Genomic DNA, 21,018 nt, shown 5'->3' with positions numbered 1-21,018 from the left:
TGGGGGCAACTTTAAACCCTAGGAGATACCATGAAAAAAGCAATTCCTACCGGCGCACCCATCCCCAAATCACGAGGCTCCCTTGGGGCTTCGCGTGAGGCAGGCGGAGCTACCACGGTTTCCGGCCCTGCCGGTTCCGCGGTTGCGGAGCCTGCTGATCTCTCGAGCATGGCGGAACCTGTAACACGCCATGCGCTAATGCCACCTGCACAAGATTTCAAGTATCTCCTGTGCGGCTTCGACTCTCTGGACATCGGCCTTTACGTCGAATGGGGAGCAGACTGGCCGGTCGTTCTCCGCACCCTCCAACAGCTAAAAGACCACGCAAAAAAACTAGGGGAAGTTGTTGAGGAAACCTGCCTGGGGAGAAACTACGTCATCTTTCCCAACGGCAAAGGTGACAACTACGCTTTCCACCTCCAATTCACCGAGTATCACCTCTACATCGCCAAGTGTGAAAAATTCACGTCCTCACCGAATGTGTACCTTTCCATCAACGCCAGAACCATGTGGGGAAAAGGAATAGCCTACGCCCTCGACCTGGCTGCAAAGGACGTCAACTACTTCGGTGGGAAGATTGTCGAGGTGCTTCCCAGCCGCCTTGATCTCTGCGCCGACTTCAAGTTATCTCCTGGGCTTTCTCTCCCATTTCTTGAAACGCACGCCGTCTGCCGAAGTCGTGACGTAAGACCTATTTTAAAGGGCGGTATCCTCGAAACTTGCTACTTCGGTTCCCCGGCAGCACCGATACGCATCCGGATTTACAACAAAGGAAAAGAAGTCCTCAAGAAAGGGGAAAAGCTGTGGTTTGCGGATATGTGGGGAACAGGTGACCTTGAAGATATTTGGCGGGTGGAGTTCCAGCTCAGAAGGGCCGCGTTGAAACAATTCAAGATCAACGATTTTCCCGACCTCTGGCAAAAGGCGGGAGGGGTCTGGAAATATTTGACCGAAGAATGGTTTTCTCTACGTTCACTGGATAACGACCGCCAGAATAGACGCGCTATCCATCCATGGTGGCTTGAGGTGCAAAACTGTGCTGAACGCCTCGGCAACGGTCAGCACATAAGCCGTGATTTCAGCACAGGCGCCCAAACTTCTGCGCTGTTCTACATTGCCCATATTGCCGGCTGCCTCCCGGCCTTCGCTGCCAGGACCGGAACCAGGGATTACAAAGACGCTATCCTCTCCCTTGGCAAGGCTTTATACGAACATTGGAGCAGAAGAGACTTTGACAAGGAATTCATCAAACGCTCCATCAAGCTAGGACACGCCGTTGAAGCCGGGGAGGATTGCCATGAGTAGACCCGAAGTGCTAACGGTTGAGCAGTTCGCAGACAAGATGATGGTGTCCCGTACCACCGTCTTCGGCTGGTTGAAAAGTGGGGTTTTAAAGGAAGGCGTCCATTATATCCGACTCGGCCGAGTCCTCCGCTTCTGCTGGCGGGAGGGCCTTTTCTTCCAAGGCCAGCAGAAGCAGCCTATGGAGGATGAAGGCCACGTGGTTCCGCTGCCGATGCCACGGAGTGGGCACGATGCACAGCGAGGCGCAGCCTCGGTCCCAGGCCCGGGGTTGACGTTCGGCAGGGGCGCAGCCCCGGCCATCAATCTCGACTATTGAACATTAGATGAAATGCCGCTATTCTCCGCGACGGACTTAGACACACTGAAGGGAGGGTAACGCCATGAGGACATAACATGAAAATCAAGAAAGGCACAATCAGCATAGATACACCCGTACGGGGAGCAGGCAGCATAAAGCGGCGCAAGGAATCGAAAAAGCTCTACGTCGACTTCTACTACTTCGGGCAACGCATCACCAGGTCAACAGAGCTGGACGATACCCCGGCAAACGAGCGGCGGGTACGCGACTTCCTAGACCGGATTCACCAGCGAATCGAAGATGGGACCTTCCGCTTTGCAGACGCCTTCCCTGGCGCCTCTGAGCAAGAAAAGACCTACTTCACTATGCTGGAAGGCAGGGAGTACCGGCCGGAACCACATCAGGTCCTCTTTGGCGAGTACGTCAAGGAATGGATGGAGACAATCTTTCCCTCCTTCAGCTCCCCGACGAAGCGGAAGGATTACCGGGAAGCAATAGAGACGAAGATCCTCCCCCACTTCAAAAACGTCTCCTTCTACCAGATCACCAGCACCACGGTTTTCAAGTTCACCGACTCCCTTCTTTGCACACGGGGAGAGAACAAAGGGAATCCACTCTCGACGGCTAGGAAGATGAACATTCTGATGCCGTTTAGGGCGATCTGGAACGATGCCTGTGATCACTACCGCTGGGTGCTGAAAAGCCCCTTTGACAACCTGAAGAAGAGACTGCCGAAGACCGAGAAGAAAGAGCACGTCGTCATTCGGTTCGATGAATGGCTCCGGTTCCTGGATCACCTCCCCTCGTTCTATCAGCCAGTGGCCGAGTTCATGATCCTAACCGGCATGATCCCTTCCGAAATGGCAGGGTTGAAGAAAGAAGACATCGACGGCGCTTACATCAACGTCAAAAGCTCCTTCGTACTCGGCCAGGACAAGCAGAGCCTAAAAACGGCCTTCAGGAAGCGGCAGATCTTCATCACGAACGCATTGAGGGAACGCCTCGACGTAATACTGAAGCGCTCCGCTTCCCCCTATGCCTTTACCATGGAAGACGGCGCACGTTTCAACAGCTCCCGCTTCTGCAAGGTCTGGAAAAAGGCGGTGGGCGCTGCCGGGATCACCTACGTTACTTCCTACTCGGCGCGACACTCCTTCGCAGCATGGAGTCTTTTGGTCGGGATCAATCCGCTGCGGCTCGTCAAGCTCATGGGTCATGCATCTAAGCAGATGGTGTATGAGGTCTACGGCAATTACGTGGAAGGGCTGGAAGAGGACGTAGAAAGAATCTTCGACTACCTGGGGCGCGACTTTGTTATACCCCAGAAAAGCAAATCCCCGATTCCGTTTGGGGACAGAACCGGGGACAGTTTCGAAAGGTTCGCTCTAACTACTTGAACCTGCTGTTGGTAATTGGAGCGGGAAACGGGATTCGAACCCGCGACCTTCAGCTTGGGAAGCTGCATATGCAGCATTTTCCAAGGTTCCGCGCACCACCAGAGCAGACCCAACAGCAACCATAACACACTAAATTCACTGAATTTTATACAAAAAATATTTCTTGCCTTTCCATCACAAATCGCTTACAACCGAATCGAGAGAGGCCACGCGAGAGGCCACGCGATCCGGAGGTAGCCATGAGCTTAAAAACCAAGTTCGGTGGTAAGTTTACCGACATTTACCTGGATACCCTCCGCAAGGAGATAGCCAAGACTCCCCCCCCAAAGGAAGTCGATATCCGCGAGGTCAAAGGCTCCCCCGGATTCGGCATCCGAGTGCGCAAGACTGGCGTGATCACCTTCTTTTATATGTACCATTTCGGCGGCAAGCGCCGCATGTTGATTCTTGGCAGCTACAATGACCCCAGGAGCAAGGTCACCCTATCAGAAGCCCGGCAGAAGTACAACGACGCAATCGCCCAGGTCGGGGCCGGAGTGGACCCGATGGCCAAGCCCACCACCAGCGCAACTGACCTTACCGTCGACAAGGTGGCTGCCGAGTTTCTCGAAAAGTATTCCCAGGTCTATTACTCCCCGCGGTGGCACCAAACGGTAAGCGGAGTCCTGAAAAATTACGTCCTTCCGAAACTAGGGGGCCGCCCCATCAAAAGTATCTCCAGGAGAGACATCATCCCTATCCTGGAGTCTCTCCTGGTCACGAAACCTGGTCAAGCCCGCAACACTCACAAGGCGCTGTCGATGATGCTCTGGTTTGCCGAGGATCGGGAGTATATCCCCAGCAATCCTCACACAAAGATGACGCGAACCCTGCCCAACCTGAGCGTGCCAGAAGGAAAAGATAGGTTCCTCGACGACCAGGAGATTGTTAAGGTCTGGAGGAGGATCGATCGGGGCCCCGGCGAGGACTCCACCAAAAGGGCACTAAAGTTCATACTGGTTACAGGGCAGCGCCCGGAAGAGGTCTCAAGCATGCACCGGAAAGAGATCAACGGCCGGTGGTGGACCATCCCCTGGTCCCGGATCAAAACGGAGAACAAGAAAACCCTCAGGCGCAAGCCCCAGGATCACCGGGTATACCTGTCGGATCTCGCGATGTCTCTTTTGGGCGATGGAACTGAATATATTTTCCCGTCGTTTGAGGTTAAGGACGGGGAGGACGGACTAGTGCGACGCGAGCGGGGTCCCGTCTCGCGAAACTCCCTGTCGCAGCGAGTGGCAAGAGGTTATCGGTGTGAGCGCCGAAAAGGCCAGGTAGTATGGTTCGAGTACTATGGACGGCCCACCTGGACTCCTCATGATCTGCGAAGGTCGGCAAAGTCTGGCATGAGCCGCATCAATATTCCGAAAGACTGGTCGAAGAAAGTCTTAAATCACAAGGACAGCAGGATCGATGGGACCTACGACCTGCATGATTACGATGACCAAAAACAGGAGGCACTGACGAGATGGTCGGCGCACCTGGAAAGTTTACTGAACCTGAAGAAGCCCGAACAGCCTGAATAACGGCCATACCCCGGTTTGGGGTATGGCTTCCCTGCGATGAACTTGTGGGCCATCGCATCAATCAGGTACCACGAGTCCGAGGGGCTACCCCCCCGGCTACACCCACCAGACGAATTCGAGTACTATGGACGGCCACCTGGACCCCTCATGATCTTCGCCGGTTCGCTGCCACCGGGATGGGCAGGCTAGACCTGCCCCCCCCAAACGGATTGACGAGGTACTCCCCCGCAGGCCCCTAGGTCAGTGCCACGGGGAAGGGGGCGGGCCATAAAGCCTACCCTTCCCCGCTAGTAACTCAGGCGACAACCGGTTCGGGTGCTATCCCCTTATGCTTTTCTTCGAGCAATTTGTAGGACATTTTGATGCACGTCGTCATTGCGTGTCTGCTGCTGAACTTACAACGCGACAGGCCCAACAGGATCGCCCCAGGGATCACAAGCACACCAACACTTGCCCATGGGATGCCAAACAGAAATATCGAAATAGAAGTCGCAAGGCCTACGCCGGTGCTGGTCGCCAGAAGAACCCCACTGATGACCATGAGCCCCCCCACGCCTCCGAGGCTTGTTTTGGAGATCATCTCCATGACGTCCCTGAAGTTTCGTTTTGTCCCATCGAGAAGCTGATCCATGGTGGCAAACGCTTGTTGCGCGTCCTCATCAAAACCTATCAACTGCGTATATCGCTGACGCCATACACTTAGAGTCCCCCGGAAATAATTCATGAGGGCATCGTCCGACATCTTCCCGATCGCGATGAGCCGGTCCAAATTGATATTGAGTTCATCTCTCAGAGCTGACAGCTGTTCGAGTCGGTTTGCCGGCGGGTCAAGCTTGATGTAATCGCTGCTGCCGGCCTCATAGGTCCAGGCGTGTCCTTGCTTCTGCCCAACAACTTCCGAGATAGCATTCAAAAACTTTTCTCCGAATTCGCCATGTAAGGCAGCAATAACAGAAACCCCTTTCCCCATGGCTTCAACGACTCGCTCCATCTTTGAGCCGGCACCTTTAGAAGAAAGAAGCCTATCCAGGATACCTTGAGCCACCATGGGACCAACAATTGCTGCAAGCTTCGTAAGTACAACCGTCATTTTGTACCCTCCTGTGAATAGATAAACTGCAGATTAATTATCATTGGCGGTTAGCTTCCAAAAAAGCTGAAATCTCCTCGCTTTCAGCAACTAAAAAACCGATCAGCGCATTATCAATCAGCTTAGGCACAGATTGATTCCACTGCTCGCCATCGACATCTTCAGGTCCAAGATCGAGCCGTTCTTTTATCTCATAAAACCTATCTAGCACTTCACAGAATGTTTTAAATTCTTCATCATGATCTTTTGAATTTTTATTGTAACCAAAAACTCCATTCAAGGTAAATTTACCATCTATTGGCATAATCAGATCAGGTAGCAAAAAGTGGAGCACTTTTGACACTCCTACTATTTTCCGAGTGGACTCCATAACTTTTAAATTCAGAAAAACAGGTTTTAACATGCGCTTTATTTCTGACAAATCATCAAAAATGTCATCATAAAGCTTGTAATTATACAACTCAGCTAAATTTTCAGTGTAATTTCTGACTGACCGGCTAAAGTCTTCGACACAAGCCATACGGGCCCCTCTTTGGTCCATGTCCCATGCCCTTAATGTTGAATGAATCAACTTGATAAAATCGTCATCGTTAATCAAGCTCTTGATGTCATTGGCTTCGCGGTGTTTAGTAATAATTTTCTGGTACAGCGAAAGGGTGGCGTCAGCCCGGAAATCTTCGTTGCATTTCCCCACGAAAAAATCCAAGGACTCTTTGGAATGAGTCACCAGGTCAATTGCCTTTACTGACACAGACGGGCTCATTCGAATACCCTCTTTAAGAGTTGGAGATAGCAAACTACGCCTTCAACGCCATCAGTTACCATCACTTACCCCCCATCGAAAGCCCAACGCTTCGATCCGGTCGACCAACTCACCGACAGGGATCTTGCCGGTATTCCCTAGCGTGGAATCCATAATGCCCACCGCTTCTTCGACGTCCCGACAGCCATCTAAATCCCCGGCATGGAAGACGAGCAGGTCGATCCCTGCCATCTTTGCCGCAACCAGCTGGAGCATGGTCATGACAATCCGGTTCCCGCCATAGGCCCCACACCCCCAAAATCCGGTGTGCACAGCAACCGTCTCGCCTCTCAACTCATTTTGGGCCTCGTACCGTGCCACAGCAAATCCTGAATACGCTGTTGCAAGTACATAGCGGATGGTTTCACTATCGTAGGCGCCCTCCCCCCCATAGGGGGCCTCTATCGCCAGTATATTGGAAAAGGTCGGTGGTTCCACAAGCGTCACAGCGGCACGCACATCAACAGGCAGTGCCTTGTCGAAAGCATTTCCGTAGAGACCTCCCGGCCTCTGGGCACACGGCTTGGTATCCAGGAAACACAGCCTCTGGACATTTCTCACGAGGACCGGTGTTGGATGCCCCCCTTCAACCGTCCCGAAAGGCTTTCCTCTTTTTAAGAGCGCCTCCCTGAGGCTTCCCAAGGCCGGATGTTCGGCAACCTGGAGTTCGTCCTGGGCTAGCAGAGATGTACCATAGGCACAGAAAAGATTGTGATCGGCGAAATTGAGATACCAATCAACCCTCCCGGGGGTGTCAGGTACCTCATAGCCGAAGAAGTCTGGACGTATTTCCAGGCTGTCGCCCCACTCTGCCAGTTCCAACTCGGTTGGTAATGGCATCTCGCTCCAGCGGGAGTAGCAGATTTTCCCCTCATACTTCCCACCGAAGCTGGTGGCAAGGTTGTAGACCAGCTTCTTGTTGTCGGAGTAGAAACAAGGCGGGTTCTCCTCGACCAGGTCTTGGGCAGTGAATGTCAGTGCTTCGTTTCTGTAAGATTCCATATCTCTTTACCTCCAACGTCCTATGATCGCTGGTGGGCCCGATCGTATAGCCACCATTCCTGACTCACCAGGAGGCTGCTCTATCTGTGACGCTTAGCCTTGAGCGACAGCCTGACCTGATTCTTCGCCATGTCGATCAAGATTACTTGAGCCTTAACAGAGTCACCAACGGCAAAGTACTCGGAAGGATGGCGGACCCAACTGTCTGAGATTTCTGAAATGTGTATGAATCCTTCCACGTCATCAAGGGTAAGGACCACCCCGCAGGGCATTACCTTTTTCACCCGACCGGAAACACAACGTCCAACTTCCAGAAGGTCTCCCCCGGCCCTGCAGGGCACTTCGACCCCTTTGGGCCTCCGCTTGGCTTCCAGCTCCAGCGAGGTTTCCTTCTGTTTATCGATTGCGTGTTGGAGACTGCGCGAACAGGATTTATACATGGGCACCTCGTAGGTTATCGTCGGTTTGAAACCAATCTCGCCCGAAGCATTAACGCTGTGCGTGTTTCTTAAGCCGCCCCTCCACCAGAGCAAACAGGTCCTCACCGGTTACTCCCAGAGGGCCGAGAATCCTGGCAGCTTTTTTTATCAGCGTTTCCCGCTCCCTCTCTGCTTCAACGAACATGCGCGCGTACCCGGACCGGCTGATCTCGTTTACCGAGTGCTGATAGCGGAGACTCAGGATATCTACGGTGCGCGGGTTCAGCGGTAGTTGTACGAGAAAAGGGCGGCTGACCGAAGTGGTACAAGGAAGGCGTAGGGTGTCGAGCTGGAGCACCTCCCCGCTATATTCTAAAGTAAGCGGGGAGACCTCGGGCAGAACCTCGGCAAGGTTGAAAAACGGGCCGCCGGGTAAATGGACATCCACCGTTGCGCAGCCATCGGCCACCACCGGCATGCTCCCTCCGACCGAGTGCACAAGCAGCATCCCGCCATTGTAGGAGAGGACAACCTCAAAAGGCTTCTTTACTTTGGTGAGCTTCCGCAGGGACAGGAGAACACCGCGAAAAGCCTTACGATCAACTGTAACCTTGAAAGACATGCATCCCCCTTTTTCTCCTTAATCCCTGTGCCCGGCGAGCGGCCTCCTAAAACGAAAAGTCCGCTGCCTGGGCCATATCCATCAGGACTGCATTGACCTCCTCAGGCAAAGAGATCAGGTCTGACTCCAGCAGCCCTTTCACCGGAATGGTGTAGTCGGCTCTGACCGCCCCAGCCCGGAGCTCGTTTAGATAGAGTATGTTGGCATTGCAGCCGTTTCCAGCCCTGCTAAAAGCGTTAACAGCAATGCAGAAGCCCATCGTCCCCTGCCAGAGAAGCTCCCCTTGCGCCACATTATCCTGTGCTATGGAGTCCTTGATCAGCACAGGTGTTTTCGACCTCAGAACGCTTTCTACCAGCCGAAGCGCGTGCCCCCTTTGCAGCAGGCACCGCCACCTGCTGTCGATTGTCTCCCAGAAGTGCTTCTCTTGAGTAGAGGCCGTGAGCACCAAGAGGTTTTGCAGCTCCTGGGCCACCTCCTCTTTCGGCGCATCCCAGAGCCAGGGAAGCCGTGCAACGGATAGCACCTGCGCCAACTGAAACCGGATGTGCTCTGGAGATTGGCCAGTCTCCGGCACGGCGAACGCCCAGGCGAGCAGGGCGGCGGTAAGCTTTGGGGATACAATCCGTGCTAGGAAGTCCCCCGGATCTGCTTCCGTGCGGTATCGGCGTTCCAACCACCCTGCCGCCGGTTCCCCTGGACACGAGAAGAAAAGAGCACTCCAGATTTGGTGAGTAGTATCGAAGTACTCCTCTTCGGTAATCCACGACTGGTGGAGCCCTTCTCTTAGAAGGATAGAAGCGAGTTGGATATCGGCCGACAGGGCCTCCGGTGACCTTTGCGAGAGGTATTCCAGGGATGTCATCGCACTGGCCACCAACTCAAGCATCTGGAGAGCCCGGCGTCGATCATTTTCGGTAGGCGGTGCGGGGGGCACCGGCGGTTCGCGGTGCGGGGGAGTCTCGGGAGGATCTGTTCCTCCTACAGGCTCAGTAGGCACAGCATCAGGGGGCACAGATACGGGGGACTCAGGCTCATCGTCCTCCTCTTTGAACCCAAACCAACGCAACATCAGCTGGCGCAAGCTCTTGATCCGTTCATCCCCTTGTAGAGCTGCAATAGGGTGATGGGCCAAGAGGGGGAGCTGGTACGTCTCGCTGAAAACATCTTCAGTAGTATACCCGGCAGCCGTCCCCCCTGTCCCTTGCCCACCGGTCACTTCGCCCCGCGCCACTCCTCCCGGGCGCACCTGCATATACTGGAGATTGGCAAGGAAGACTTTGGTGATCTCAGCCCAGGCTCCGAGGTTCCACCCCCCGGAATGAACCTTCTTCCGGATCGTGTCGGTTACGGATCGCCCTTGTGCGGACACTGCTAGATGCTCCTCGTGGTCCACCCACATCAGGTTCGAGATAAGCCCCCCGCCGGGAGCATTCCCTTTCAACAATACCTGGACACAGAGGCAGTCCTCCACCTTCGCACCGATCACTCCCGCCCCGAGGGTCCTAAATCCCAGAGAGCGTTCCGACTCCCCGGCACAAGAAATCACGAGGTCTGTTACCGTTACCCCATCCGAACAATCATAGGCAATGGTGAGCTCCCCTTGGTCCAATCGTGCGGCCATCACCCGGAGAAAGGCAGCAGCTATGATTTCCGGACCGTCCCCCTCCAGGATTGTCTTCAGCTCCAAGGGGGTATCCAGGAACTCCAGTTCCGCCAGGAATAGAGCATCAAACTGCTCCTTAGGGAGGGTCACAGTAGTAACGAGTTCCGCATTGCCCGGCTTGCCGGGGGTGAGGAGTGCGGCCCTGGAGCAGTTGGCGCTGCCCAGGATAACAGTGACCTCTTCCCCGTGCACCAGGGCGTACCACTTAGCGTGAATGAAGGCCTCGCGAACCCCGCCCTCCAGTTCCCGGTGGTGGAAGTCTACCGACTGCAGGTCATAGAGTTTTTTACTGAGTGTGTCTGCTACTTCCCGCTTGAGCCCACTGCGTTTACTCTGAACGGCCACCCTCACTTTCGCATTGAATCTGGTGCCCAAGACCGCTAGGGCTTCGCCAGCGTCATCAAAGTAGGGGGAGCACACAATGATCTCCTGGACAGGGCGGTGCCCACCTACCGCAGTTTGCATCTGGTCAATGAGCGCCGCCGCTGGCCCGGCCTTCCCTAAGAGGAAGGCCGGATCCGCCAGTTCTGCAGCCCACGGTTTGGTCCTGGGATCGAAGCATTCCTCCAGCTCCGTAGCAACGGCTGCCGGCAGCGAAACCAAGGACAGGACAGAGGCAAGGTAATCCCGGAAAGCACTAAAGGGGGCGGTACCATCCACCTCGCTGTCGTACCGGCACCAGATCTCGGCATTCTGCCGCCATCCGCCAAAGGTCAGGTTGCCGCTCCCCACCAGGAGGGTTCCTTTTTCCTGACCTGCGAGAAGTATAGCCTTAGGGTGGAACCGGAATCCCGGCTCCATCGCTACAGGCACCACCCGGAATCGCGTTCCCAGTTTGCTGAGGATTAAGTGTTGATGCTGGTAGATTTCGTTGGCGCACTGGGCGTCGGCGAAAATCGTGAGGGAGGGATGACCACACCGTCGCAAGGCTTGAAGGACGATGGACTGGACAAACAGGAAATCGATATTGTGAGTGAGAACGACGACGTTGCTGACCCCTTTCTCCCCCTCAATGAGCCGGATGATGTCTTGTCTCATGCTGTAGCCCTCCAGGTATCCAGTAACGTCCGCCCATCAGGGACCACGACGAAACGCGTGCTTTCGACTCTTTCCAGGTACCCGACATCGGCAAACATCCCCATGACGTTTCCTAGCCGATCACCGCTGTAGCTGGCCGCTACTTCTGTCCCGGTAGGATGCAGAAAGCTCCCTTCCGGGAAGAACCGGAGGGAACACTTCTGCCCCTGCCCCAACTTTCGTAGGGAGGTCTGTAGATGCGGCTCTATGACTGCCGCAATCAGCAACTCTCGGAGGACGTCGGAGACGGAACGGTCTCCATCCGCCAGGAGCCGGAAGGTGCGCTCCAGATAGTGTGCCCTATCAGGCAAATGACTCTGGAGCCGCAATTCCTCCGTCTGCTTTTTGCACGCCAGGAGGACCACTAAGGCATAAACAGCTTTCGGCTCACTCTCCAGTCGGGCAGCGCTGAGGCTTGCTCCTTTGTCCAGCAGGATGTCGGCCGGGACTCGGGCATCCACCTCTGCCAAGCGCTCGGCAAAGGGGTTCCCACTGAACGGCACCAGGGCTCCCAACAGGGGGGCAATTTGCCACCGGGTTTCCCACACAGCCAGTACATCATCAACGGTTCCTCCATCCAAGTCGTTTAGCGTTCTGGTAAAGGCTGCCAAGAGCATCTCCAGGGCAAAATGCACCCTGCGCCGAAGCTCGTATTCCCCCCATCCGAGTTCCACAGGCGCCAAGGTCCCCCCTGGGCCGGCCACCGTCCGCCGGTAGTTTTGCCTGAGCACCTCGTCTGAGTTCATCGCTTCAGGCGCAGTCCCCAAGATGTGCAAGAACCACCCTGCGGAGGCGGTAAACCGTTGGTACTCCTCCCTAACGGCGGCGTGATCCACATACGGCTCTATCAGGGCCACGCGCAGCAACTCTTTTTCCTCGGGAATAGAGGCGATCCCGTTCAACGAAAAATAACGTCCTTCGGCTTCAATAGCTTTCTTAGTCAGGGTCCCCCCCTCCAAAACGAGGTGACCGAGCCCATTGGAAGACAATACCTGCTGCCTCGCCTGGTGGAGTTTTAGCCCCCGGGGCTCCACCCGGACCGGAGCGGTCGTACTACTGCTCGCTATAGCGAGTATTCCGAAACCTCTGCAAGGCATAACGTAGGTCCCGAAGATCGCCCCTCCCTTGGTGCCTAGATCGAGGCTGACGCTCCCAGCCTGCATCAGCTGGTTGAGTTCTTCGTAGTACAGGTTTGGCCCGATAGCTCCATAGGTAATGCCTGACTCCCCCCACCCCGTGCCCAGCCTGGTGGCGGCGAGAACAATCAGCTCCAGGCGGGCGGCCGCCCGCCTGAACTCCTCGTTGTCAAAGTCAGCCTTTCCCCCTTCCGCGTCGAGGTGAGATGAGTAAAATTCCGTGAACAACCAGGGAAGCAGCGACAGGTACCTGGCTCGAAAAGAGATCGTCGTTATGTTGGCCACCCAGTCCTGCTCGATGCGCTGGTCCAGCTGGCGCAGGGCGAGGATATCCAAACCCTGGATGTTTTCTCGCTCACCGTTGTTCCAAAAAATATCCATGACTTACGTTTTCTCCTTACAACCTCGTTGGATTTGACCGACCTATACGCCATCAGCGCGACAGAATAAGTCGCCAAACTGAAGAACACAGGGGGGCGCTGTCACCCATTCCACCCCTCTGCACCGATCAAGCATTAAAGGGCAATCATTGTGCAGTTTATTTTAAAAAAAATCAAGATCTGACATTGCCGCGATGGCCATCTAGACCATCGCGGCGCTGTGTGCATCTGTGACGAACCGGGGGGCTAGCCCCCCTCTCTCAACTTGTTACAGATTTCTCCTCCGTCCCCACTCTGCAATGAGGAGAGCTTCGGCAATCCCGTCGTGGTCGGTACGGCAGCGGGGCGGGATCAGATCGACCTTCGGGAAGATTCTTCGGCAGACCGAAGTACTGAGCCGTTTGTCGCTAGAGAGCCCGAAGACCTTCTTCCAAACGGCCGGCCTTACCTCGTGGTAGGGAATTTTCAGAAGGATGGCCACATCCTCAAAAGTGGCAAAGTGGTGCCCGTAACGGAAACAGCTCGTTACGCCCTGCCCTGGCATGGCTTGGGCTAACTCTACGACCATCACCAGGTGGGGGTGTTCCTGAATGAGATTTACCAGGGTGTCGATAATCTCCGGCTTGCCCTGCGGCATCCGGGCCCACCATTGGGGGGTGCCGTCCTGCCTCAGGATCGACAAGGCCCCCTTCTTCCCGGGGTCTATACCGAGGTAGTATTTGAGGTTCTCTTTCTGCACGGGTCCTCCTTATCCTCCCCCATACCGTTCGACGAGATTGGTCAGCCGCGATCGGAATTCAGGAGGGAGCCACGGCTCGTCGGGGACATAGAGGCACGGCCCTCCCGCATTGTTAATTCCCCAAAAGACCGAGAAGGTCTCCTCCTCCTTGTCGGCAGCATCGCACCAGTTCCATTCCTGGCTTAAGAGGTCGATCGCACTCCCCTCTTCCACCTGGAATCTGCGGGGGTCGTCCCCCGGCTCAAGGAGATACCAGTCCCCTCCCAAGGTCTGGTTGAAGCCCTCCTCCAGGGCAAGCCTTATTGCTGGAGAGGCGGCCGTCATGCGTGCGACCGCCGATTCCATGGTCCTTTTCGCCGGCCCCTCCGGCAGGGCTCGTATGTCGTTAAGATTTCTGATCCTGATCATTTCTCACCTCCCGTAGGCTGGCTACAAGAGCCCGTGTTCGACAAAGGAAACATAGCCGTCCTCTCCGATGACAACGTGGTCCAGGATGTTGATCCCCAGGAGGTCACCACACTCCTTGAGCCTTTTGGTGATACCGATGTCTTCGGGGCTCGGCTCCGGGTCGCCGGACGGATGGTTGTGGATCAAGAGCAGGGCTGCAGCTGAACTCAGCATCGCCGTCTGAAAGACTTCCCGGGGGTGTACGATGGTCTGGTTGAGGCTGCCAATCGAGACCCGGTCGAAGCAGATGATGCGGTTTTTAGCATCGAGGTACAGGGCCAGAAATTGCTCCCTGGGTTCCTCCGTGAGGTCGCGGAAGAGCTCGTAGACTTGGCGCGGGGACGTGAACCGATCCCCCGGGAAGTAGGCCGGGAGGTCCTCCCGGACCGCCTCCCGGCCAAAGACAGGGCGAATGACCCGCAGCCGGACCGTCCGGGCCAGGTCCCCCGCTTGGTCTCCTAGATAAAAGGACTTAACCTTTGACATTGTTGTTCTCCTTGGTGTTAGACGCACGTTCCTAATTGCTGAAGTTTCGGTTAGGCCGCGGTAGCCAGCTCCTGCCGCGCTGAGCGCCTCACCTCCAGGCGCTGATAGCCATAGCGGGGCTTTAAGACCTGGGTGTAGACGTCCGGAAAGAGTTGCTTGAGGAGGGCTGCATCCACGGATGGCGAGGGCTGCACCGTCGATACCGAGAGGTCCAGTTCACCGCAGCGGCCGCGGAACGAGCCCCCAGTGTAGTCGATGAGTTCTTGCCGGAGGGACTTGAGCTCCTTCTCCGCAGCAGCCTTCGTCTGGTTCAGCTCAGCGTATTTCCGCGCAACCATCTCCACTTCCGCGGGCAGGGGGACGACCGGCATGGCCATCGCCGGGCAATCTCCCCGATAGGAGCAGAGCCCGCAAAGAAGTGACGGACAGGGGTCCGCCTCCACCATCCCGTTCAGAGCATCGAGCAGATGCAAGGCTTTGGAGAAGAGATACTGGAAGGTCTCCTCGTCGGGCCGATAGCCGCTAAACTGATGCACCTCTCCTGCATTCAGGTCGACGGCGAGTACTGAACCGCTGATGTCTCCCTTCGGGTACTGGAGCCGTAACATCCCCAACTGGTACTGGAGCTGATCCTCCCATTGCGGGTAGGGAGCGTCGGGGATACCGCTCACACTCTTCACCTCCACCACGTGGAGACCATCCGGCTGGTAGAAGAGGAAATCGATGTGGCAGCGCAGGGGGAGTTTCGGGTGGCTGATCTCCACCTGGGTGTCGTAGACCGCACCGGCGGCCGTGAATATTTTCTCCAGGAGCCATTCTGCCGCATGCCCGCGGGCAAACTTGAGGAGGGTGCTGACTTGGGGCAAAACGGGATACTGCTTTTGGAGGTACACCTTCCGAGGACAGCCAGCCACATCGCTGGAGCCGATGTAGCTGGTCCGGTCCCCGAGTGTAGCACTCTGCCGGCGACTCATTTCCGGAATCGCTGCTTCGAAGATCGGAGTGAGATTCATGCGGCCTCCTTTGTAGCGGTCAGGCTCTCCGCTCGTTTAATGCCCAACATGGTCATGAGGTACCCAAGGGAGGAAGCGCATGCAGCACAGAGGATCAACTCCCCCTTGTCGTAATCGCGGCTGACAAATCCGTCCGCGGTCCGCCCGGGGGCTATGGTTATGGCTGGGGTGCCAGCAGGCATGTCCTGCCGGCAGCTATCGCACAGGAGGATATGGTTCCCCCGGGTGTCGGTATATCTAGTCATGGTTGCATCTCCTTAAAAGGGTGTCGGGTCGAAGAGGTAGATCCAGCTTTTGCTGTCGCCGTTCCACCGGAAGCCGGAGTCCTTGAGCAGTTGCCTTTCGTTGTACGACTTGGCGCTGACGATGCCCCGCTCCCGGTCTACTTCGTAGGGAATCCCCTTCTCTTCCAGCAGCCCAGTAACCCGGTTTATGACGTCGTCGGGCGCATAACTCTCTGCTCCGTTCTGGGCATCGGTCTCTGCTTCGGGCTGCGCAGTAGAAGGTACGAGACAGAGGTGGTTGCGGTCCGGCTCCACCCGGACGAATTCAGCCTCGACCTCTTGGGCGAGGATCTCCCCGCTGGCGGTCTCGTACCCGGCCCCGACTTCCTCGGGACAGTAGACGCCATGAATGTTGAAGGCTTTGCGGAGCGCCTGGGACTCGGCAACCTTCTTCAGCATGGTCTCCGGTTTCTCGGCCCAAAACTTGGTCGGGGTCCCATCGGAGGTTTTCTGGACGTACTCGTTGTAAGCCACCTGGGCAGTAAAGGGCTTGCTGCTGTCCTTGCGCCATACCGTACATTCCGCCACCAGCTGCGGCTTAACCACCCACGAGCCATGTTCCAGTTGGGGGACTTCCTTGATGCAAGCGGTCGTCTCGATCCCGGCAATCTGGTTGCTCTTGTGGGCGATGGACAGGAAGCCATCCCGCCCGACCATCGGCTCCACCTTGTTCACCCATCGGTCCCCCACCTTCTGCCGCCTGGGGACGAACTGGACTTCTTTCAAGATCGGGTTCAGTCCCAGTTCCCGGGCAACGGCGAAGCAGTACTGCTGTTCGGCCTTGCTCGCCCCCGCGGGGAAGAACTGCGCCTCTATCACTGCTAACTGGTCCTTATCGAAGTCGATCTTTGTCACTGCGTTGTTACTCATCGTCGTCATCTCCTTTGGAGTCATCATCCAGGAACTCTTCCTTGAGTTCATCGAGAAGCCGCTTTCCGGCAGAGACTGCAACCTCCGCCAGGACAAGCTTGATTATTTCGACCATGCGTGCTCCTTTCTACGTTTTTTGGGGGCTCAGAGGGTTCGGGTCACGTCCCAAACATCCAGTCCCAATTGAATGTAATCCCGCTCGTCCAGGTGATGGGCAAAGGCAGTGCGCACCTCGTCCCGGGCGGCGAGCAGGTCGGCCACCGTCAGGGTCAAGGCTTGGTCCCTCATCCGGTGGGCGATCTCCGATAGGACATCTCGCATGGTGACGGCAAAGACGATCTCGGACGGATTGGCCACCACGTCCGTCATGCGTACGGATAGCTGAGTGACAATTTCTTCGTGTGACATGGGAGCTCCTCCTACATTGGATCAACCGTGGCAACGTAAGCCCCGCCGTCGTGGTAGGCGAGGAAGTTCGCCTGGAAGAGGCGGAACAACTCGTAACCGCGCCGAAGGGGGAATTCAGCCCCGAAGTGCTGGAAAGTCCCGAGGGCAAAATCGAAATCCAGCTCCTTGGCCAGCTCGCTGTGCGGGGGCCTGCCGAAGTACGCGAAGTCCGTGATGTAGATGATGTTGCCTTCCTGGCTAACTGCCACCTCTACAGGATGGAAGCCGCCCGTATCGGCGGAAAAGTCGGGGTCACGAAACGTGATGACAGCCCCCTCCCCCGGAGCGAGATCAGCCTTCGCCAACTCGGCCTCCAGGATTTTTACGAGTTCGGGATCGAGGGGCCATGGTAGGGTTTCCGTTCGAATAACCATTGAGTTGTCTCCCTGAAAATGAAGAGGCCCATACCGGTCAGGGTATGGGCCTCGTGGCACATGGGCATCTCAGCAGATCGTGGGAACTGCTATTTGCCGGCTCGAATTTCAAGAGACATGCAAAGGGCTTCCTCGCGGCTCCCTGGAAAAATTGCGTAGCATGAGCATCTGGTCCTCCCATCAATAGAAAAGTGATGAATCTCTAAGTCACTAATATCCATTTGAGAGGGGGCTTGATGCGGGGGGCGAGATTCTCCAGGTATGCAAACTCGGTTTTTTAGAGCAGGGCTAGCGCAGCTCGACCTTTACCTCCGGTATCGATGTACGAATCCAAGTCTCCACCAGGTCTACAATGGATTGCTGGGTGAAGAGGGAGTACAGCTTCAACTTGGAGTGCAGATCACTGTCAATCTTCGCGACAAGGGCAATGCTTTTTTTCGTACTGTGGTGCTCCCGGGAGTTGTTGCTCGCACCAGGACGGAGCCGCCGCGACGGAGCAGGTACCAAGGCCTGCAGGGAACTCTCGCTGAAATTGGCGTCGTCGGCTTCCGCAAATACCTCGTCGACGGGGGCCACGCTTTCGCTCTCACTCCCCTCTTCGTCTTCCGTCTCATTCTCTTGTTGGAATGCGCTCTCGTTCTGCGGGACGAGACCCGGGATCGGGGGGAGTTTCCTGGCAAACATATTACACTCCCTCCTTGCAGTTTTGCTCGATGAGCCTTTCCACGACATCCAGGATGCTCATCCCGTTTTGAGCCGCATACACCTTGAGCAGACGGTGGTGAAAGACCGAGATGTCACAGGAGAGACGGGAGCGTCCCTCGGGAGCAGGGGCTTCTTCTTCCTGCGATGGCTGCGCATCACTATAAGTAGGGGTGGATGGGGCCATCTCGTTACGACGTTTTTTGCTTGTAAGGCGAAATCCTGCCATATACGCTGAACCTCCTTTGGTTGGTGCTGCCAGATTGGTTGTCTGGTGGGGGGAGCGGGAAGGCTTCCTCGATAACACGACCCTCTCCAATGGGCAGATTTACTGGAGATGCTTTACATCCTGCCCGCTCCCCCCTACCGGCCTTCTTTGTGGTGACGGGGAAATCGATTCACCCGGCAAGCCTATTGATCCACAAGCATTTCCGCCTCCTCTCGTAGGATGGTGAGGCGCTCGGGGGCCTCTAACGGTTTGTTCGTACCCAGAAGGCAGATTTTTGTGGTTTTGGGGATTCCATTGAAAAAACAGCGCATTTGGACAATCTGTGCCCCCTGACCCAACAGAAACAGAGCCCATGACACTTAGCAGCCATGATTTCCAGATACGTGAGCAGTAGACAGATCAGAACGGTGATGGCTTTGTGAGGACAATGACACGTTGACAGCATCTAATAATACCTGTAAATACTGTACGCTGGGCAAATGGGAATCAGGGGTGGCGGTAGATCTCGCGGGCATTGCCATCCAGGTTAAGCCGGGGTGAAAAATGACTAATAATAATGGTTGGTAGTGACTGCCTGCCAGTTTTAGCTATCTGTGTTCTGACATTTTACGCATAGCTTGATACGACTGAAATTGTATTAAAATTTAAGTAATATACGCTGTGAATGTTTATACTAAATTGACACTAATAATGCATGTAATGTTTTGAGTTGTGATTTTGTGGGGGTATTTGTGAACATTCCAAGCCTTGAGAGGCTTTTAAAACTTCGTCTTGTCGTCGCCCGCATCGGCGAAATGGATAATGCCCGCTGGTGGAATACCAATAAACTTCTCGGGAGCATGGGAACCACTGCATTAAAGCGAGGCTTCCCTGTATCCCACAACTTTGCCCAAGCACGTGCAGTATTCGCAGTGGCAACTGCAAGATCTCAAGAAATATTTCCACACCCACATGGAACAATCACCTTATGGTGCCTGCCAGCCGAGCTCGAAGATGAGTTCAACAATAGTTTCCAGGAATGGCATGATAGCTTGGATGTGTGGACACCGTTTTTTGAGTCAATCAAAGCCTTATCGGGTTCAGATCTCATTGCAGCACTTAAGGAGCTTAACCTTATAGATGATTCCATAATTGAATCTACCAAATCATTGCGTCGTTCAGCAGAAAATCGTGCTGTGATGCTGCCTTCAGCTCATCATATCGATGATCAGTTAATCACCATGCTCGCATGCGCTTTTTCTCTGTCGGAGTCAGGAAGCCCCACCATTCCCTATGTGAAGGTGGAGGCATAGCGCGGGAATGAATAAAGCTACTAAACGGAAAATATCGACCCGACTGATTCGTAAAGGTGCTTTGATAGAAGAGACATACTCTGCGTTTCAACTTTGGGACCTGTCCAAGAACTTTGCTGACAATCTATCAATTCTTCGGGAATCAAATATCTGGGGCGCCCACAACCAAAGCTGGCTTCGGGAAATAACTGCAACGCTGTCCACAAGATTTTCTAACCAGCATCACCTCTCCCCTCTAATACAACTGGCAAAAGCAGGCTTTGAGTTGTCCAGATGGAAACCTTGTCTGTTATGGCATCTCGCCGCTATCGATGAGTTGTATTATCGATTTGCGCTTGAGTGGCTATACCCTGCTTTCCAGGATGGAACTTATCTGATCCGCACCGAAGATGTCGTCCCGTTTGTCACGGAGCTCACATCTGGCCAGATAGCATCCGGTGGTGAGTTAAGTGCATATGGAACGTTGAGGGCTGCCCGCGACCTGCTCAGGATGTCAGCTGATTTTGACCAACTCACAGGGGCTGCAACTCGCCAGTTCAACAATTATCACCTGTCTCAGGAAAGTTTCCTTTTTATCCTTTATTCGCTTTCAGACCGCGAAGAAAATCCCAGAAATATCATTGATGCACCAGAGTGGCGACTGTTCCTCATGTCACCAAGTCAGGTAGAGCATGAATTGATGGAGTTGCACCAGTACCAACAGGTCAATTTCGAAATGGCAGGAAGCCTTGTGCACCTGAACCTTCCGTGCAAATCCTTACATGAATACGTCGAGAGGCTGATTAATAATGAGTGAATGGAAGAAAAGGCTTAAAGACGGCTTGGAGCCCATTCTTGCAATGGCAGACCCCCGTGAAAAGTTAAGCGCTTATCACGATATGCCTTATGCCATTTTCTGGTACCCGCCTGAAGAGGAGTTCCCGTTACGAAACGAGATCACCCTGCTCAAGACCAGGCTCGAACAGATCGGTAAACGTGTTACCGTTATATCTCTGGCGGAGTGCCTCCACAACGCACTTGATTCTGAGATATCGAAGTCGGAGTTCATTGAAAATGAGCGGATCATGGGCTTGGAAGCAGCCATTGAAACCGCACATGAAGTGATCAGCGTTAACCAACCTCTTCCTGACCTGGTCGCAGAGCGTATTCCAAGCGATGCGACAGCTTCAAAGGATATTGTTTTCATAGTCAGAGCCGGTGCGCTATTTCCAATCTACCGCACGTCATCTTTGCTTGAAAAACTGCAGGGCAAAGTATTTGTACCCGCAATCCTCTTCTACCCAGGAGTGATTGACGGTGCAGCTGGACTAAAATTCATGGGTATTCTTGACGCAGAACACAACTATCGTCCCAAGATCTTCTAATTCGGAGAAATA

At 54.9% G+C, this 21,018-nt stretch carries 25 protein-coding genes; 7 read left to right on the top strand and 18 right to left on the bottom strand.

Translation table 11 applies throughout. From position 1 onward, the window contains the following. Positions 1 to 30: 30 nt before the first annotated feature. From JFN90_RS06395 to JFN90_RS06380, 4 genes are all read left to right on the top strand, one after another. The gene (locus tag JFN90_RS06395; RefSeq protein ID WP_199394267.1) at positions 31 to 1,305 is read left to right on the top strand and encodes a plasmid replication initiation factor; all 1,275 of its coding nucleotides are present in this window, start codon (positions 31 to 33) and stop codon (positions 1,303 to 1,305) included. Beyond that, positions 1,298 to 1,621, top strand: coding sequence for a helix-turn-helix domain-containing protein (locus JFN90_RS06390; protein WP_199394266.1), 324 nt, complete (start codon positions 1,298 to 1,300; stop codon positions 1,619 to 1,621). Before JFN90_RS06395 ends, JFN90_RS06390 begins: the two co-directional genes overlap by 8 nt. Before the next feature lie 77 nt (positions 1,622 to 1,698). Continuing rightward, entirely contained in the window at positions 1,699 to 3,000 is a 1,302-nt protein-coding gene (locus JFN90_RS06385) for an Arm DNA-binding domain-containing protein (protein WP_199394265.1), read from the top strand. Between the two features lie 239 nt (positions 3,001 to 3,239). Continuing rightward, a complete protein-coding gene (locus JFN90_RS06380; RefSeq protein WP_199394264.1) occupies positions 3,240 to 4,565 on the top strand; it encodes a tyrosine-type recombinase/integrase in 1,326 nt (441 codons plus the stop codon). A 295-nt stretch (positions 4,566 to 4,860) separates the two neighbouring features. Here JFN90_RS06380 and JFN90_RS06375 read toward each other — a convergent pair whose 3' ends face one another. The 18 genes from JFN90_RS06375 to JFN90_RS06295 form a co-directional block, all read right to left on the bottom strand. Then, positions 4,861 to 5,655 carry a hypothetical protein gene (locus tag JFN90_RS06375; protein WP_199394263.1) on the bottom strand — a complete coding sequence of 265 codons (795 nt, stop codon included), beginning with the start codon at positions 5,653 to 5,655 and terminating at the stop codon, positions 4,861 to 4,863. Between the two features lie 40 nt (positions 5,656 to 5,695). Further along, positions 5,696 to 6,406, bottom strand: a complete 711-nt coding sequence (locus JFN90_RS06370) for a hypothetical protein (RefSeq protein ID WP_199394262.1) — start codon at positions 6,404 to 6,406, stop codon at positions 5,696 to 5,698. Positions 6,407 to 6,469: 63 nt separating this feature from the next. Beyond that, positions 6,470 to 7,459 (bottom strand): poly(ADP-ribose) glycohydrolase, encoded by a 990-nt coding sequence (locus JFN90_RS06365; protein ID WP_199394261.1) that lies wholly within the window; start codon positions 7,457 to 7,459, stop codon positions 6,470 to 6,472. Positions 7,460 to 7,539: 80 nt separating this feature from the next. Next, on the bottom strand, positions 7,540 to 7,899 hold the full coding sequence (locus JFN90_RS22605; protein ID WP_199394260.1) for a S1 RNA-binding domain-containing protein: 360 nt from the start codon (positions 7,897 to 7,899) through the stop codon (positions 7,540 to 7,542). A 49-nt stretch (positions 7,900 to 7,948) separates the two neighbouring features. Further along, entirely contained in the window at positions 7,949 to 8,500 is a 552-nt protein-coding gene (locus tag JFN90_RS06355) for a hypothetical protein (protein ID WP_199394259.1), read from the bottom strand. Positions 8,501 to 8,546: 46 nt separating this feature from the next. Further along, the gene (locus tag JFN90_RS06350; RefSeq protein WP_199394258.1) at positions 8,547 to 11,204 is read right to left on the bottom strand and encodes a hypothetical protein; all 2,658 of its coding nucleotides are present in this window, start codon (positions 11,202 to 11,204) and stop codon (positions 8,547 to 8,549) included. Next, complete coding sequence (locus JFN90_RS06345) at positions 11,201 to 12,760, bottom strand: hypothetical protein (RefSeq protein ID WP_199394257.1); 1,560 nt, start codon at positions 12,758 to 12,760, stop codon at positions 11,201 to 11,203. Before JFN90_RS06345 ends, JFN90_RS06350 begins: the two co-directional genes overlap by 4 nt. Before the next feature lie 267 nt (positions 12,761 to 13,027). After that, positions 13,028 to 13,498, bottom strand: coding sequence for a RuvC family protein (locus JFN90_RS06340; protein WP_199394256.1), 471 nt, complete (start codon positions 13,496 to 13,498; stop codon positions 13,028 to 13,030). 9 nt (positions 13,499 to 13,507) lie between these two features. Then, on the bottom strand, positions 13,508 to 13,906 hold the full coding sequence (locus tag JFN90_RS06335; protein ID WP_199394255.1) for a hypothetical protein: 399 nt from the start codon (positions 13,904 to 13,906) through the stop codon (positions 13,508 to 13,510). Between the two features lie 21 nt (positions 13,907 to 13,927). After that, positions 13,928 to 14,431 carry a JAB domain-containing protein gene (locus JFN90_RS06330; RefSeq protein WP_199394254.1) on the bottom strand — a complete coding sequence of 168 codons (504 nt, stop codon included), beginning with the start codon at positions 14,429 to 14,431 and terminating at the stop codon, positions 13,928 to 13,930. Positions 14,432 to 14,481: 50 nt separating this feature from the next. Further along, positions 14,482 to 15,444 (bottom strand): PD-(D/E)XK nuclease family protein, encoded by a 963-nt coding sequence (locus JFN90_RS06325; RefSeq protein WP_199394253.1) that lies wholly within the window; start codon positions 15,442 to 15,444, stop codon positions 14,482 to 14,484. Next, the gene (locus JFN90_RS06320; RefSeq protein ID WP_199394252.1) at positions 15,441 to 15,689 is read right to left on the bottom strand and encodes a hypothetical protein; all 249 of its coding nucleotides are present in this window, start codon (positions 15,687 to 15,689) and stop codon (positions 15,441 to 15,443) included. The genes JFN90_RS06325 and JFN90_RS06320 overlap by 4 nt, the downstream gene beginning before the upstream one ends. A gap of 12 nt (positions 15,690 to 15,701) precedes the next feature. Next, a complete protein-coding gene (gene bet / locus JFN90_RS06315) occupies positions 15,702 to 16,598 on the bottom strand; it encodes a phage recombination protein Bet (RefSeq protein WP_199394251.1) in 897 nt (298 codons plus the stop codon). Next, positions 16,591 to 16,713 (bottom strand): hypothetical protein, encoded by a 123-nt coding sequence (locus tag JFN90_RS22370; RefSeq protein ID WP_268898640.1) that lies wholly within the window; start codon positions 16,711 to 16,713, stop codon positions 16,591 to 16,593. Before JFN90_RS22370 ends, bet begins: the two co-directional genes overlap by 8 nt. Before the next feature lie 29 nt (positions 16,714 to 16,742). Continuing rightward, complete coding sequence (locus JFN90_RS06310; RefSeq protein WP_199394250.1) at positions 16,743 to 17,006, bottom strand: hypothetical protein; 264 nt, start codon at positions 17,004 to 17,006, stop codon at positions 16,743 to 16,745. Between the two features lie 11 nt (positions 17,007 to 17,017). Beyond that, a complete protein-coding gene (locus JFN90_RS06305) occupies positions 17,018 to 17,419 on the bottom strand; it encodes a DUF2787 family protein (protein ID WP_199394249.1) in 402 nt (133 codons plus the stop codon). 288 nt (positions 17,420 to 17,707) lie between these two features. Further along, positions 17,708 to 18,103, bottom strand: coding sequence for a hypothetical protein (locus JFN90_RS06300; RefSeq protein WP_199394248.1), 396 nt, complete (start codon positions 18,101 to 18,103; stop codon positions 17,708 to 17,710). Between the two features lies 1 nt (position 18,104). Then, positions 18,105 to 18,350 carry a hypothetical protein gene (locus tag JFN90_RS06295; RefSeq protein WP_199394247.1) on the bottom strand — a complete coding sequence of 82 codons (246 nt, stop codon included), beginning with the start codon at positions 18,348 to 18,350 and terminating at the stop codon, positions 18,105 to 18,107. Between the two features lie 731 nt (positions 18,351 to 19,081). Here JFN90_RS06295 and JFN90_RS06290 point away from each other — a divergent pair. Genes JFN90_RS06290 through JFN90_RS06280 form a run of 3 tightly spaced genes read left to right on the top strand, consistent with a single transcriptional unit; the run spans position 19,082 to position 21,006 of the window. Then, on the top strand, positions 19,082 to 19,642 hold the full coding sequence (locus JFN90_RS06290) for a BrxE family protein (protein ID WP_199394246.1): 561 nt from the start codon (positions 19,082 to 19,084) through the stop codon (positions 19,640 to 19,642). Between the two features lie 7 nt (positions 19,643 to 19,649). Further along, positions 19,650 to 20,438, top strand: coding sequence for a BrxA family protein (locus JFN90_RS06285; RefSeq protein ID WP_199394245.1), 789 nt, complete (start codon positions 19,650 to 19,652; stop codon positions 20,436 to 20,438). Further along, complete coding sequence (locus JFN90_RS06280; RefSeq protein WP_199394244.1) at positions 20,431 to 21,006, top strand: BREX protein BrxB domain-containing protein; 576 nt, start codon at positions 20,431 to 20,433, stop codon at positions 21,004 to 21,006. The genes JFN90_RS06285 and JFN90_RS06280 overlap by 8 nt, the downstream gene beginning before the upstream one ends. Positions 21,007 to 21,018: the final 12 nt, after the last annotated feature.

The sequence above is a fragment of the Geomonas propionica genome, assembly GCF_016458235.1.
Lineage (GTDB): Bacteria > Desulfobacterota > Desulfuromonadia > Geobacterales > Geobacteraceae > Geomonas > Geomonas propionica.
Note: the sequence above shows the minus strand (reverse complement) of the source record. Positions and strands in the feature narration are given on the sequence as shown.

Excerpts from the sequence above, each read along its gene's own strand:
- JFN90_RS06300 (WP_199394248.1), bottom strand. The coding sequence starts at position 18,103 with ATGTTTGCCAGGAAACTCCCCCCGATCCCGGGTCTCGTCCCGCAGAAC.
- JFN90_RS06335 (WP_199394255.1), bottom strand. The coding sequence starts at position 13,906 with ATGATCAGGATCAGAAATCTTAACGACATACGAGCCCTGCCGGAGGGG.
- JFN90_RS06320 (WP_199394252.1), bottom strand. The coding sequence starts at position 15,689 with ATGACTAGATATACCGACACCCGGGGGAACCATATCCTCCTGTGCGAT.
- JFN90_RS06390 (WP_199394266.1), top strand. The coding sequence starts at position 1,298 with ATGAGTAGACCCGAAGTGCTAACGGTTGAGCAGTTCGCAGACAAGATG.
- JFN90_RS06280 (WP_199394244.1), top strand. The coding sequence starts at position 20,431 with ATGAGTGAATGGAAGAAAAGGCTTAAAGACGGCTTGGAGCCCATTCTT.
- JFN90_RS06285 (WP_199394245.1), top strand. The coding sequence starts at position 19,650 with ATGAATAAAGCTACTAAACGGAAAATATCGACCCGACTGATTCGTAAA.
- JFN90_RS06345 (WP_199394257.1), bottom strand. The coding sequence starts at position 12,760 with ATGGATATTTTTTGGAACAACGGTGAGCGAGAAAACATCCAGGGTTTG.
- JFN90_RS06355 (WP_199394259.1), bottom strand. The coding sequence starts at position 8,500 with ATGTCTTTCAAGGTTACAGTTGATCGTAAGGCTTTTCGCGGTGTTCTC.
- JFN90_RS06330 (WP_199394254.1), bottom strand. The coding sequence starts at position 14,431 with ATGTCAAAGGTTAAGTCCTTTTATCTAGGAGACCAAGCGGGGGACCTG.
- JFN90_RS06395 (WP_199394267.1), top strand. The coding sequence starts at position 31 with ATGAAAAAAGCAATTCCTACCGGCGCACCCATCCCCAAATCACGAGGC.
- JFN90_RS06385 (WP_199394265.1), top strand. The coding sequence starts at position 1,699 with ATGAAAATCAAGAAAGGCACAATCAGCATAGATACACCCGTACGGGGA.
- JFN90_RS06375 (WP_199394263.1), bottom strand. The coding sequence starts at position 5,655 with ATGACGGTTGTACTTACGAAGCTTGCAGCAATTGTTGGTCCCATGGTG.
- JFN90_RS06295 (WP_199394247.1), bottom strand. The coding sequence starts at position 18,350 with ATGGCAGGATTTCGCCTTACAAGCAAAAAACGTCGTAACGAGATGGCC.
- bet (WP_199394251.1), bottom strand. The coding sequence starts at position 16,598 with ATGAGTAACAACGCAGTGACAAAGATCGACTTCGATAAGGACCAGTTA.
- JFN90_RS06325 (WP_199394253.1), bottom strand. The coding sequence starts at position 15,444 with ATGAATCTCACTCCGATCTTCGAAGCAGCGATTCCGGAAATGAGTCGC.
- JFN90_RS06380 (WP_199394264.1), top strand. The coding sequence starts at position 3,240 with ATGAGCTTAAAAACCAAGTTCGGTGGTAAGTTTACCGACATTTACCTG.
- JFN90_RS06305 (WP_199394249.1), bottom strand. The coding sequence starts at position 17,419 with ATGGTTATTCGAACGGAAACCCTACCATGGCCCCTCGATCCCGAACTC.
- JFN90_RS06310 (WP_199394250.1), bottom strand. The coding sequence starts at position 17,006 with ATGTCACACGAAGAAATTGTCACTCAGCTATCCGTACGCATGACGGAC.
- JFN90_RS22370 (WP_268898640.1), bottom strand. The coding sequence starts at position 16,713 with ATGGTCGAAATAATCAAGCTTGTCCTGGCGGAGGTTGCAGTCTCTGCC.
- JFN90_RS06365 (WP_199394261.1), bottom strand. The coding sequence starts at position 7,459 with ATGGAATCTTACAGAAACGAAGCACTGACATTCACTGCCCAAGACCTG.
- JFN90_RS22605 (WP_199394260.1), bottom strand. The coding sequence starts at position 7,899 with ATGTATAAATCCTGTTCGCGCAGTCTCCAACACGCAATCGATAAACAG.
- JFN90_RS06350 (WP_199394258.1), bottom strand. The coding sequence starts at position 11,204 with ATGAGACAAGACATCATCCGGCTCATTGAGGGGGAGAAAGGGGTCAGC.